This window comes from Rhodanobacter aciditrophus (assembly GCF_042679525.1).
GTDB lineage: Bacteria > Pseudomonadota > Gammaproteobacteria > Pseudomonadales > Marinomonadaceae > Marinomonas > Marinomonas aciditrophus.
On the sequence record NZ_JBHTMN010000003.1, the window covers coordinates 189,404 to 201,545 of the forward strand.

Genomic DNA, 12,142 nt, shown 5'->3' on the forward strand with positions numbered 1-12,142 from the left:
TTGACGATGAAGCACACAGAGGAAAATCATTCCGCTGGTGTGTTTTTTTCGTAAGTATAAAGGTAGCGCCACGCGCAGTAGAATGTCATAGCTGTGAACACCACCCCCCAAAACGGGTTGCCTGTCACCCATTCAAGAATGCTCCAAGCACCACAAAATACGGTCATAGCGACACGTCGCCATTTGGGTTTGAAAAAATCGTGTTCAGCGTCGTTCATAGTTCAATTCCTGTTGTTATTCCTATATGGAAAATCTCAGCTGGTGGCAAAAGGCCATACTAAGCAGCATTATCAACCACTAAGTTAGAATTTTTGTTCCAAAAATGCAACTGATTCTACATGGGGCTCTTCGCTGATAAATGAGGGATTTTGCAGGAATTTTCTGTAGATCTAACGTGAAATTTTCACTTCCCAAAAGCTTAGTAGGAAGGATATATAAAAATCATAAATTCTATATAAATTTTGTTTGGAATTTATGTTTCATTTTGTAATTAATCGAACTATCCTGACTTCGAGTGTTTAGTGCGCTCCAAGGCTCGCCTAAGGGTGAGACTGTCGCCAGCATGGCGGGGATCGTATCTGCCATGGTTGGTCTCTAACAATAAGAAGAAAGGATCCAGATATGCTAAATGGAGAAATGAAATTAGCTCGTCCATTACGTTGGGGTATGGTTGGCGGTGGTCAAACCAGCCAAGTAGGCTACAAACATCGTATTGGAGCGCTCCGAGATAATGGGGCTTTTGAGTTGGTGTGTGGTGCCTTCGATGTGGATGCTGAACGCTGTACCGAATTTGGTACGCGGATTGGTGTTCAGGCAGAGCGCTGCTACGGGGATTTCCATCGCATGTTGGCCGAGGAAGCCAAGCGTCCAGATGGGGTTGAGGTTGTCTCTGTTGCGACCCCTAACTTTACCCACTATGAAATCACTAAAGCCTGCCTTGAGGCGGGTCTACATGTTATCTGTGAGAAACCTTTATTTTTTACGGTCGCTGAGTGTGAAGAGATCGAGCAGCTCGCGGCCAGTAAAAACCTCATTGTCGGCGTCACCTACGGTTACTCCGGCCATCAAATGCTAATGCAAATGAAAGCCATGATTGAACAAGGGAAAATTGGTGATGTGCGCATGGTGGATTTGCAGTACACCCATGGTTTTAATGCCGCAGATGGCGATCACCTTTCTGAAGCTCAGGCGTGGCGAGTTAACCCTAAAACCTCTGGTTCGACGTTTGTGTTGGGAGATTTGGCCACTCATACCTTTTATATGGCACATAGAATCTTGCCAAACTTACATATCGAAAAGCTCATGTGTGACCGTCAAAGCTTGGTGCCTGCCCACGCACCGCTGGAAGACAATGCCCATGTGCTGTTCCATTACAATAATGGGGCGGTAGGGCGTTTATGGACTTCATCTGTGGACGCTGGAAATATGGATGCTCAGCGTATCCGAATCGTGGGAAGTAAGGCGTCATTGCAATGGTCAGCAGCCTACCCGGATGATCTTCATTACCAAGTACAAGGGGAGCCTAATCAGCACCTTCATCGTGGCATGCCCTATTTGGATGAGCAGGCATTGGAGTATGAACGTATGGGAGCTTTGCATACGGAGGGTCTTGGTGACAGCTGGGCCAATGTGTACTTGTCTATTGCCCTTGCCATCGATGCTGCCAATCGCGGTGCCAAGGATGAACTTGAAGCAGTGCAATATCCTGATGTGAAAGCCGGAAAGGAAGGTGTACGTTGGCTTGAGAACTGCGTACGTTCCTCTGAAAGTGGCTCCGCATGGGTTGCCTATCAGTAATGGGAGGGAAACGATGACTGATATTACGATTACCTGCGCTCCCTGCTGCTGGGGTGTGGATGATGTGTCTAATCCTCACTTGCCACCTTGGGAAAAGGTATTAGATGAAGCTCAAGGGGCTGGATTTGGCGGTTTGGAGCTTGGACCATATGGCTTCATGCCTTTGGCTGTAGACACAGTGTCAAAAGCTTTGGCTGATCGGCAGCTTAGTATTGTAGCGGGCACCATCTTTGATGACTTGGTAAGCCTAGATAATCGTGACAATTTGATTCGTCAGACTCACGAAATATGCGCCTTGATCACAGCTTTGCCTAAGCCAACCCAGCATAAGGGACAAACCGTGGATGCCCCATATCTGACGGTAATGGACTGGGGGCATGATGAACGGGATTATGCGGCTGGACATCCCGAAACGGCACCGCGTTTATCCCCAGCCGCATGGCAAGGCATGATGGATAATCTACGTGCTATCGCCACCATCGCTCAGGAGGAATACGGTGTTCGTGCCGTGATTCATCCCCATGCTGGGGGGTACATAGAGTTTGCTGACGAAATCGCCCAATTGGTGCAAGACATCCCCGCAGACGTAGCAGGTCTGTGTTTGGACACGGGGCACATTGCTTATTCAAAAATGGATCCTGTTGAAACCCTTCGACAGTACTGGGATAGAGTGGACTACATCCACTTTAAAGACATTAATCCTTCAGTGTATGACGAGGTCATGGGGGAGCGTATTCGCTTCTTTGACGCTTGCGCTAAAGGGGTCATGTGCCCCATCGGTACTGGTCAGTTAAATTACCCAGAGATTCGAGCATTACTTACAGAGCTGAACTATGGGGGATTCATTACCATTGAGCAGGAGCGAGATCCGAGAAACAGTGATGGGGTGTTGGAAGACCTGACCGCCAGTCGGCAGTTTCTTCGTGATGTAGGGTTTAAATAGCGTTCTGCCCTTAGACTAAAAAGCCGCTGAACTCTTGAAGAGAGTGAAGCGGCTTTTTTATTGCCTATTTTTAATTAACTTTGATCTGGTCCATTCTGATCAGATTGGGTGGGTGCCGCTTTAGGCTGGCGCACCTTGGCTTCTGATTCCACAGGGCTTTGCGGTTGATCTTGCTCGGTTTCAGAAAACATATGAAGTGTACGCGTTGGGAACGCCACTTCTGCACCATGATCTTCAATAATCTTCATGGCCTTGATTAACACATCTTGCTTCACTTCATGGTACTTAGCCCAGTTGGTGGTGCGAGTGTAGGCGTAGATAAAGAAGTCCAATGATGACGGGCCAAACTGATTGAAGTTCACCATGAAGATTTGATCCGTATCGATTTCATCATGATTACCGACCATGTTTTTAATCTCATCAATTATCTCCGCAAGCTTGCCGAAGTCGCTGTAGCGTACGCCAACCGTTTCATTGATACGACGATGGGACATGCGAGATGGGTTTTCTACTGAAATAGTAGAAAAGGTCGCATTAGGCACATAAAGCGGACGCATATCAAAGGTGCGAATGCGAGTTTGGCGCCAGCCGATGTGTTCCACAGTGCCTTCAATGTTCTGATCTGGCGAACGTATCCAATCTCCCACCTTAAAAGGGCGATCTAGGTACACCATCAAACCACCGAAGAAGTTGGCCAATAGATCTTTGGCTGCAAAACCCACGGCGATACCACCAATACCACCAAAGGCGAGGACACCAGAGATGCTGTATCCCATGGTTTGTAAAATGACCAAAGCGGAGGTGATGATGACCGCCGCACGTAATAGCTTACTGATAGCACTAGCAGTGGTGTAATCCACAGGCTGATTCGTCGCTCGGCCAGAGGTCATGGCATTTTCAACCCCTTTGACACAGCGTAGTAAGAACCAAGTAATGATGAGTATGACACCCACTTCTCGAATCACAGAGACGATGTTGGTGAAGTTTTCGTCCAGCTCAGTGTCGGAGATTTCTGCCGCGATACTTAAACCGATTAACCAGATAAATAATCGTAATGGCGTACGGGCAGCTTCAACAATCATGTTGTCCCACGGGTTACGAGTGCGCTGCAAATGTTTATCTACCCGCAACAAAATGCGATTCACTATAAAGTTGATCAGCAATGTAACGAATACAACAATGAATACTTTGACTATCCAATGCATTGATGAATCGCCAAGCCCCAGGTAGGGGGCAACAGTTTCCCAAGTCATGTTTGGTCCTTCATTCTTTTAAAGTAATAGCAATGTACCTAAGCCTAAGAAGGCAATGTATCCCGCGATATCTGTTACTGTGGTCAGAATCACAGAGCCTGAAAGCGCTGGGTCGATTTTGAGCTTGTCCAGTATGACAGGGATCACCACCCCAGAAAGCGCAGCCATTATGATATTAATAATGATGGCTAACCCTATGGTGAGACCGAGTAATGGACTGTGGAACCACCAAAGCACCATGCCTCCAATACATAAAGCCCAGACCACACCATTTAAACCACCCACCTGAATTTCTTTTTTCAGTAACGACACCAAGTTGGAGCGGGTGATTTGTCCCAGTGCCAAACCGCGAACGATAAGGGTAAGAGTTTGACTGCCAGCGATGCCGCCCATGGAGGCCACAATGGGCATCAAGACCGCTAAAGCGACTACTTGCTCTAACGTGGCTTGAAACAAGCCAATGAACGCCGACGCTAAAAATGCTGTCAGTAAGTTAATGCCCAACCAAATACCACGGGTCGCAGCACTGCGTCGTACCGGGGAGAATAGGTCTGATTCTTCGTTTAAGCCCGTGGTGGACATCTGGCTAGATTCCAATTCTAAACGGCGGGCTTCCAGGGCGTGCCCCGTGTGAAAGCGGCCAACTAAAAGGTGGTTGCTATCGACCACAGGTAAAGCGGACAGTTCGACCTTTTCCAGCTGGTCAGCCGCTTTTATGACATCCGTATCTGCGGTTAAGAATGGATAGTCCTCGATCATCAAGCTGGACACATGATCGTGGGGCTGAGCATTCAGAAGGGCGTTTAACTGCACGCAACCCACCCAACGACCAGTTCGGTTCACCAAGTACAGTAAGTCTGAATACGCTGAGCTCGCACGTCGAAACAGGCGCATGGCTTCGGAAACGCGAATGGATTGTGATGCGATCAATAAGTCATGATCTACCCAACGACCTACCTCATCGTCATCATAAGTGACACCTTGGTGGTAGTACTCACGCTGCTTGGAGTCCATCTTTTGCAGGGCGATATCGATCATCTGATCGGGTAAGGAATCAGCGATCTCAAGTAGGTCTTCTGCGTCCACATCAGAGAAAAGTGCTGCTATCTCAAAGTCTTCTAACTGCTTAAGTAACAGAGTTCGAGACTCGCCACGCATTTCAACTAAAATATCGAGGCGATTAGCTTGCTTGATGCTGTCCCACGCAAGACGACGTTGGGCAATGGGAATGGACTCCAAGGCCAATGCTACATCGTCCGGGGACATGGCATTGATGGCGCTGTTCACTGCTTCATGTGAAATGTCGTCTTGGCTAAGTTGTTCGATCAGTTCGGCAATAGGGTTGGACACTGTATGGCCCCCTTAAAGTACGGCATGAGAAATGATACACAGTGTGCGTGATCTAACTGACTGAATCAATTAGATTAATTTAAATCCCACCCTTTATGCGCGATTGCAGTGAGTATTTCGTCTTCCTGTCAGTAAAGGGTAAGTCCGCCCAGTAAATAGCTTGGTCCCTCGTAGCGCCTATCGTTACGATGAGGTAATATTTAGCCCCTTTTGTAAACTCAGATTGCAGTAAAGCCGGTGGAGTAATAGGGCATCATGCCAAGCGTGACTAACAACCTCTTTAACGTAAGCGGGCACTTTTTATGGTCCTAATGATCGATAACTACGACTCGTTTACTTACAATTTAGTGCAGTACATCAGCGAATTGGGTTACCCAGTCGTGGTAAAACGTAATGATGCTCTAACGATTGAAGACATTGAACGCATGGCCCCAAGCCATATCGTGATCTCTCCAGGGCCTTGTACGCCCAATGAAGCAGGGGTGTCTTTGGCTGCCATTAAGAACTTTGCAGGACGTATTCCAGTGTTGGGAATATGTTTAGGGCATCAAAGTATTGCTCAAGTATTTGGTGGAGATGTGATTCGTGCGAAAACCGTCATGCACGGCAAGACCTCGAAGGTGTATCATACTAATGTGGGTGTGTTTAGAAACCTTCCGACACCTTATACTGCGACACGTTATCACTCGTTGGTTGTGAAACAAGATACCTTGCCGGACTGCTTTGAGGTGACCGCTTGGACACAAACCAGTGATGGCCAGATTGATGAAATTATGGGCTTACGCCACAAAACGATGAAAGTTGAAGGGGTACAGTTTCACCCCGAATCAATACTAACCGAGCATGGTCACGCTCTGTTGGACAATTTTTTTAAAGACTAGGAGTTGCTGGTGGATATACAACAAGCGATCGCTCGAGTAGTGAACAAGCAGGATCTAACAGGCGAAGAGATGCGTGATGTCATGCACAGCATCATGACTTGTCAAACAACCAATGCTCAAATCGGCGGATTCTTGATCGGCCTGCGTATGAAAGGCGAAACGGTTGATGAGATTATTGCTGCCGCTCAAGTGATGCGTGAATTGTCTACCAAAGTAGATTTGGGTGGCGATGAGATTGTCGATACCTGCGGTACAGGTGGTGACGGCGGTAACTTATTCAATGTCTCTACCGCATCGGCTTTTGTTGCCGCTGGAGCAGGCGCTCATGTTGCTAAGCATGGTGGCCGTTCCGTATCCTCTAAATCGGGCAGTGCAGACGTGCTTGAGCGTGCTGGTGTTTTCCTTGGTTTAAACAGTGAACAAGTGAAGCGCAGTGTGCAGGAGATTGGTTTAGGTTTTATGTTTGCTCCGAACTACCATTCCGCTATGCAATATGCCATTGCGCCTCGTAAAGAGATGGCCACTCGAACCATCTTTAATTTACTCGGGCCTTTGACCAATCCTGCTGGAGCTAAGCGCCAAGTCATGGGTGTGTTTGGTCGTGAATGGGTACGTCCGATTGCAGAGGCTTTAAAAGCCCTAGGCAGTTCCCATGTATTAGTGGTGCATTCTGCGGATGGCCTAGATGAAATCAGTATTTCTGACACAACCTATGTGGCTGAGCTAAAAGATGGTGAGATTACAGAATACGAAATCTCCCCAGAAGATTTTGGTATGACCCGTCAGCCTATCTCGGCGGTGCAGGCGGAAGATCCAGAGACCAGTTTAGAAATGCTAAAAAACGCGATTGAAGGTAAAGGTGTGGAAAACGCGCCTCGTGATATCGTGGCGTTAAATGCCGGCGCAGCAATTTATGTGTCGGGTGTCGCAGACACTCTAGCTGAGGGGGTTGCGATTGCCGAGGATGTGATCGGTGGTGGATTGGCTAAGATTAAGCTCCAAGAACTAGCGAGCTTTTCACGTTGCTTCATGCCTCAATAAACTGAAACAGAACACAGAGATCGAATATGCAAGTTGAAACTCCTACTGTTTTGAGAAAAATCGTTGCGCGCAAATACGAGGAAATCGTTGAGCGCAAGGCTCGCACGTCCCTAGAAAACTTGGAAATTGCTGCCGCGGCGGCCAATGCTCATAATCCAGTGCGCGGCTTTGCTAGCGCTTTGCGCCGTAATATTAGCCAAGGTAAAGCAGGTGTGATCGCTGAGGTGAAAAAAGCGTCCCCAAGTAAAGGGGTGTTGCGTGAGCACTTTTCGCCAAAAGACATTGCCGTCTCTTACGAAAAAGGTGGTGCGGCTTGCTTGTCTGTACTGACGGATAAAGATTTTTTCCAAGGTCATGAAGACTTCCTAGTGGAAGCACGCAGTGCTTGTTCCTTGCCTGTGATCCGCAAAGACTTCATCGTGGATCCTTACCAAGTGATGGAAGCCCGTGCCATCGGTGCAGACTGTATCCTTTTAATTGCGGCTTGCCTAAGCGGAAAAGAGCTAAAGGAACTGGATCAAATGGCCCGTGATTTGTCCATGGACGTGTTGGTAGAGGTCCATAACAAAGCAGAGTTAGATCTAGCGCTGGAAAACACCGAGACTGAGCTGTTAGGAATTAACAATCGAGATCTGCACACCTTTGACCTAAGTTTGCAGACGACGTTTGAATTGATGAACCACGTGCCGAAAGATCGTTTGATCGTCACTGAAAGTGGTATCCATACCCGTGATGATGTGGCTGCGATGCGTGAAAATGACATCCATGCGTTCTTGGTTGGCGAAGCCTTTATGCGTGTAGATAACCCTGGTGAAAAACTAGCGGAATTATTTAAGTAACCCAGACCAAGTCGTAACTTTCCAAGAATTTGAGAGACATAAAGATGAAAACAAGTGTTGCATGGCAAGAAGATGTGCATTTTACCGCTGAAACGGGTTCTGGTTTTAAAGTGGAGATTGATGGCACGCAAGTGGCTGGACCACGCCCAATGGAGCTTATCCTAGCGGGATTAGGTGGTTGTACCTCTTATGATGTAGTGGGCATCTTGAAAAAAGCGCGTCAAGATGTGGTGTCTTGTGTGGCGCACATCGATGCGGATCGTGCGGATTCGGTGCCTTCTGTATTTACTGAGATCCGAGTGCATTTTGTGGTCACGGGTCGTAAAATCAAGGAATCTCACGTTGCCCGTGCGGTGAAGTTGTCTGCAGAAGAATACTGCTCAGCATCCTTGATGCTTGAGCGTGGTGGCGTGAACATAGTGCACAGCTACGAGATCATTGAAGTCGAGTAATTTGCTCGATTTTCAAACTGAGAAAGCCCTGTTGATCATTGATCAGCGGGGCTTTTTTGTTTCAGTTTATCAACCAGTTCAATGAAGGTGTCTTGAATCATGTTGGGGATGTGGGAGCTACGAGTCACAGCGGAAAAAGTGGTTAGGTAGCGGTATTTCTCTGGCAGGATAGGTCGAAATTCCCCTTTGTCTTCCCAAGTGGCGGCCAAATGATCTGGTAGGTAGCCAATAAACTTACCCGTGCGTATCAAAAATGCGATGCCTTCTCGGTCAGTGGCGGTGGCCCCTGTTTTAAGCATTTGGTGGTGCGCTTTGATTTCAGCGGTTTGCGCATAGGCGGGGATCACCGCATCAAATTCCGACAAGTCGACGCTTTCTAGTTCAGCTTGGCTCATCTCGTATAAGGGATGATTACGAGCACAATAAAGCAGGGACTGTTCTTGATACAGAGGACGGTAGTGCAGGCCACTGATGACTCGTAATTCGGGCACTATGCCTACATGAAGTTGGCCATCCAGTACTTTTTGTTCAACCAGCGTTGGAGGAATCATGCGAATGTTAATACGAATGTCTGGGCCACGTTCTTTTAGCTTAGACAGGGCTTGGGTGATAATCATGTGAGGGATGGTCACCAAGTTGTCTGTGATGCCTATGTTGAGCTCTCCCTTCATATTGGCGTGGAGGGCGTTCACACTGGTACGAAAGTTTTCAATAGAAGAAATCAGCTGCAAGGTGTAGCTATAAACCTGCGTGCCTTCGTTCGTTAAAGCAAACCCCGAACGTCCCCGCTGACAGAGCTTAAAGCCAAGACGTGTCTCTAGATCCGACATGGCGATGCTGATGGCGGCTCGGGAGATATTAAGCTCTACTTCGGCGGCGGAAAAGCCGCCACATTCCACCACGGCCTTGAAGATTCTAAGGGTGCGAATATCCGTGTCGCTGATTTGTCCAATGCCGGGTTTGCTGGCCAAGGTGACTCCTTAACTTAATTGCTGGGGCTGCTGATCTTCTTGCGGAAGTTACTGGGTGCCGTGCCAAAATAATCTTTAAAACAGTTGCTGAAATGGCTTGAGCTGACAAAACCACTGGCAATGGCAATGTCTATGATCGGCTTGTTGGTTTGTTGTAGCAAGCGGCGAGCATAGGTAATGCGCAGCTCTAAATAATAACGTGATGGACTGGTTTCAAGATTATTTTGAAATAAACGCTCTAGCTGGCGACGGGAGACGTTGGCGTAATGAAGCAACTCTTCAAGGGTTAAAGGTTCTTCAATGTTGTTGCGCATCAGTTCTAATACCTTGCGCAGGGATTCAGGGTATTTTTGATCGTCAGTGGTTTCGATAATCGGAGTCACGGAGGTTTCTGAAAACTGATCACAGGTCAGAATTTCTTTTACCGCTCGGGCAATACGGTTGCCTTGGAAATGCTCCACAAGGGTTAACATCATGGCGAGGGCACTGACTGGGCCTGCGCCGCTCAGAATCTTGCCGTCCAATAGGGAGGTTTCTGAGGCAATGGCGATCTGTTGAAAGTGCTCTTTTACGTAGGGGTGATTGTCTGGATGCACGGCAATACGTGCCCCTTGTAACACATCCGCATGGGCCAAAGAGATGGCCCCATTCCACAGACCACCAAGATATAACCCCTGTCGTTGGGATGCCTTTAAAAACTCACTTAGTTGCGGCTGCTCTTCCAACTTACAGCGGTAGCCGCCACACACAATGATCACATCAAAATTTTTCTGGCTGGCTTCTACTTGCTCGCAAACCGTTGAACCAGTTGAAATATCAATGCCTAAATCACTGGTGATGGTGTTACTGCCGACCCCAATGGTGCGGTAATCAAATAGCTTCTCTGTCTGCACAAGGTTAGTGGTTACCAGAGCATCCACCGCGCCAGTAAAGGCCACCATGGAAAAGTTCTCCAACAATACGAAACCAATCATGATGGGCTGGTTACTGGATTCGACCTTTTTTACATGGGCGTGATTGGAGTCAACATTTGAGGGGCTAAAGCTTTTTTTGTGTGTGGGTTGGCTCATGGCAGAACGGCATTCCAAATCAGGATTTCGTCATTAATTGTGCAAGTGTATGCCAAATGGCGCCCTAAAGTAAGCCTAGCAAGGGTTCAAGGGACGGTTAAAACTAGGTTCTTTTATGACAAATCAATTGCCTAGTTATGACACTTTGCTGTCGTAAATAACCATTAATGTGACGCAATCTGGAATGTCGCTGAAAGGCCCTTTTCATAGTATGAGTGGGTAGGTTGTTTTTTCCGGAGAGTGAGATGTTTTACAAGTCAGATACGGTAGAGAATTTCGACGCTGAACTATGGGCAGCGATGCAAAAAGAAGCAGTTCGTCAAGAAGAGCACATTGAGCTGATTGCTTCTGAGAACTATACCAGCCCACGCGTGATGGAAGCACAAGGTTCAGTGTTGACCAACAAGTATGCTGAAGGCTATCCAGAAAAGCGTTACTACGGCGGCTGTGAATACGTTGACGTGGTGGAGCAATTAGCAATTGACCGTGCTAAAGCTTTGTTTGGCGCTGAGTACGTAAACGTACAGCCTCACTCTGGTTCACAAGCGAACGCTGCGGTGTACATGGCATTGTGTGCACCGGGTGATACAGTCTTGGGTATGAGCTTGGCTCACGGTGGTCACTTGACTCACGGTGCCCATGTGAACTTCTCTGGCAAGATTTACAACGCGGTGCAATATGGCCTAAACGAAACCACTGGCGAAATCGATTACGACCAAGTGGAAGCTTTGGCTCTTGAGCATAAGCCTAAAATGATTGTTGCAGGTTTTTCTGCTTACTCACGTATCGTTGACTGGGCAAAATTCCGTGAAATCGCCGATAAAGTGGGCGCTTACCTGTTTGTGGATATGGCCCACGTAGCAGGCTTAGTAGCAGCGGGTCTTTACCCGAACCCAGTGCCATTTGCGGATGTTGTGACAACCACAACACACAAAACCCTACGTGGCCCACGTGGTGGTTTGATCATTTCCCGTGACAACGAGCTAGAGAAAAAATTGAACTCTGCTGTCTTCCCTGGTGGTCAAGGTGGCCCATTGATGCACGTGATCGCGGCGAAAGCGGTGGCGTTCAAAGAAGCCTTGAGCGAAGAGTTCAAACAATACCAAGCGCAAGTCGTGAAGAACGCCAACGCTATGGCTGACGTGTTCGTAGCACGCGGTTATGACGTGGTATCAGGCGGTACGGATAACCACCTATTCTTGCTAAGCCTTATCAAGCAAGGTCTAACAGGCAAAGACGCCGATGCGGCATTGGGACGTGCGAACATTACAGTAAACAAAAACGCTGTACCGGGTGACCCGCAATCTCCATTCGTCACCTCTGGTCTACGTATTGGTTCTCCGGTAGTGACGACCCGCGGCTTCAAAGAAGCTCAGTGTGAGCTATTAGCAGGTTGGATTGCTGATTTGTTGGATGTACTAAACCAACCAGAAGCACTAGAAGACAAAATCACCGCAGTGAAAGAGCAAGTAAAAGCGCTTTGCGCCGACTACCCAGTCTATCGCTAGTTTTACCACTTTGTATGCAGTCCTGCTGAGTCAGGTC

The 12,142-nt window shown here is 47.8% G+C and carries 12 protein-coding genes; 7 read left to right on the top strand and 5 right to left on the bottom strand.

What is annotated here, in order from left to right; genetic code table 11:
• Positions 1-26: 26 nt before the first annotated feature.
• On the bottom strand, positions 27-218 hold the full coding sequence (locus ACFQ45_RS01590) for a hypothetical protein (RefSeq protein WP_377364634.1): 192 nt from the start codon (positions 216-218) through the stop codon (positions 27-29).
• Between the two features lie 403 nt (positions 219-621).
• Between ACFQ45_RS01590 and ACFQ45_RS01595 the strand changes: the two genes are divergently transcribed.
• Both ACFQ45_RS01595 and ACFQ45_RS01600 read left to right on the top strand, forming a co-directional pair.
• Positions 622-1,797, top strand: coding sequence for a Gfo/Idh/MocA family protein (locus tag ACFQ45_RS01595; protein ID WP_377364636.1), 1,176 nt, complete (start codon positions 622-624; stop codon positions 1,795-1,797).
• 13 nt (positions 1,798-1,810) lie between these two features.
• On the top strand, positions 1,811-2,740 hold the full coding sequence (locus ACFQ45_RS01600; protein ID WP_377364638.1) for a sugar phosphate isomerase/epimerase family protein: 930 nt from the start codon (positions 1,811-1,813) through the stop codon (positions 2,738-2,740).
• Between the two features lie 74 nt (positions 2,741-2,814).
• Here the strand turns inward: ACFQ45_RS01600 and ACFQ45_RS01605 are convergent, their stop codons facing one another.
• Positions 2,815-3,993: a mechanosensitive ion channel family protein gene (locus tag ACFQ45_RS01605; protein ID WP_377364640.1), complete on the bottom strand. Its 1,179-nt coding sequence runs from the start codon at positions 3,991-3,993 to the stop codon at positions 2,815-2,817.
• 18 nt (positions 3,994-4,011) lie between these two features.
• Positions 4,012-5,343, bottom strand: a complete 1,332-nt coding sequence (locus tag ACFQ45_RS01610) for a magnesium transporter (protein ID WP_377364642.1) — start codon at positions 5,341-5,343, stop codon at positions 4,012-4,014.
• 302 nt (positions 5,344-5,645) lie between these two features.
• Between ACFQ45_RS01610 and ACFQ45_RS01615 the strand changes: the two genes are divergently transcribed.
• Genes ACFQ45_RS01615 through ACFQ45_RS01630 form a run of 4 tightly spaced genes read left to right on the top strand, consistent with a single transcriptional unit; the run spans position 5,646 to position 8,556 of the window.
• On the top strand, positions 5,646-6,224 hold the full coding sequence (locus ACFQ45_RS01615) for an anthranilate synthase component II (RefSeq protein WP_377364644.1): 579 nt from the start codon (positions 5,646-5,648) through the stop codon (positions 6,222-6,224).
• A 9-nt stretch (positions 6,225-6,233) separates the two neighbouring features.
• Positions 6,234-7,265: an anthranilate phosphoribosyltransferase gene (gene trpD, locus ACFQ45_RS01620; RefSeq protein ID WP_377364646.1), complete on the top strand. Its 1,032-nt coding sequence runs from the start codon at positions 6,234-6,236 to the stop codon at positions 7,263-7,265.
• Positions 7,266-7,291: 26 nt separating this feature from the next.
• On the top strand, positions 7,292-8,104 hold the full coding sequence (gene trpC, locus ACFQ45_RS01625) for an indole-3-glycerol phosphate synthase TrpC (protein ID WP_377364648.1): 813 nt from the start codon (positions 7,292-7,294) through the stop codon (positions 8,102-8,104).
• A gap of 44 nt (positions 8,105-8,148) precedes the next feature.
• Positions 8,149-8,556 (top strand): OsmC family protein, encoded by a 408-nt coding sequence (locus tag ACFQ45_RS01630; RefSeq protein ID WP_377364650.1) that lies wholly within the window; start codon positions 8,149-8,151, stop codon positions 8,554-8,556.
• A gap of 35 nt (positions 8,557-8,591) precedes the next feature.
• Here the strand turns inward: ACFQ45_RS01630 and ACFQ45_RS01635 are convergent, their stop codons facing one another.
• Positions 8,592-9,527 (bottom strand): LysR family transcriptional regulator, encoded by a 936-nt coding sequence (locus tag ACFQ45_RS01635; protein WP_377364652.1) that lies wholly within the window; start codon positions 9,525-9,527, stop codon positions 8,592-8,594.
• 14 nt (positions 9,528-9,541) lie between these two features.
• A complete protein-coding gene (locus ACFQ45_RS01640; RefSeq protein ID WP_377364654.1) occupies positions 9,542-10,597 on the bottom strand; it encodes a GlxA family transcriptional regulator in 1,056 nt (351 codons plus the stop codon).
• 245 nt (positions 10,598-10,842) lie between these two features.
• Here ACFQ45_RS01640 and glyA point away from each other — a divergent pair, with 245 nt between their 5' ends.
• The gene (gene glyA / locus ACFQ45_RS01645) at positions 10,843-12,105 is read left to right on the top strand and encodes a serine hydroxymethyltransferase (RefSeq protein WP_377364656.1); all 1,263 of its coding nucleotides are present in this window, start codon (positions 10,843-10,845) and stop codon (positions 12,103-12,105) included.
• Positions 12,106-12,142 lie beyond the last annotated feature (37 nt).

Bases quoted from the DNA above. Each gene is read 5' to 3' on its own strand.
- ACFQ45_RS01605 (WP_377364640.1), bottom strand. From the start codon at position 3,993: ATGACTTGGGAAACTGTTGCCCCCTACCTGGGGCTTGGCGATTCATCA.
- ACFQ45_RS01600 (WP_377364638.1), top strand. From the start codon at position 1,811: ATGACTGATATTACGATTACCTGCGCTCCCTGCTGCTGGGGTGTGGAT.
- ACFQ45_RS01640 (WP_377364654.1), bottom strand. From the start codon at position 10,597: ATGAGCCAACCCACACACAAAAAAAGCTTTAGCCCCTCAAATGTTGAC.
- glyA (WP_377364656.1), top strand. From the start codon at position 10,843: ATGTTTTACAAGTCAGATACGGTAGAGAATTTCGACGCTGAACTATGG.
- ACFQ45_RS01590 (WP_377364634.1), bottom strand. From the start codon at position 218: ATGAACGACGCTGAACACGATTTTTTCAAACCCAAATGGCGACGTGTC.
- trpC (WP_377364648.1), top strand. From the start codon at position 7,292: ATGCAAGTTGAAACTCCTACTGTTTTGAGAAAAATCGTTGCGCGCAAA.
- ACFQ45_RS01615 (WP_377364644.1), top strand. From the start codon at position 5,646: ATGGTCCTAATGATCGATAACTACGACTCGTTTACTTACAATTTAGTG.
- ACFQ45_RS01630 (WP_377364650.1), top strand. From the start codon at position 8,149: ATGAAAACAAGTGTTGCATGGCAAGAAGATGTGCATTTTACCGCTGAA.
- ACFQ45_RS01595 (WP_377364636.1), top strand. From the start codon at position 622: ATGCTAAATGGAGAAATGAAATTAGCTCGTCCATTACGTTGGGGTATG.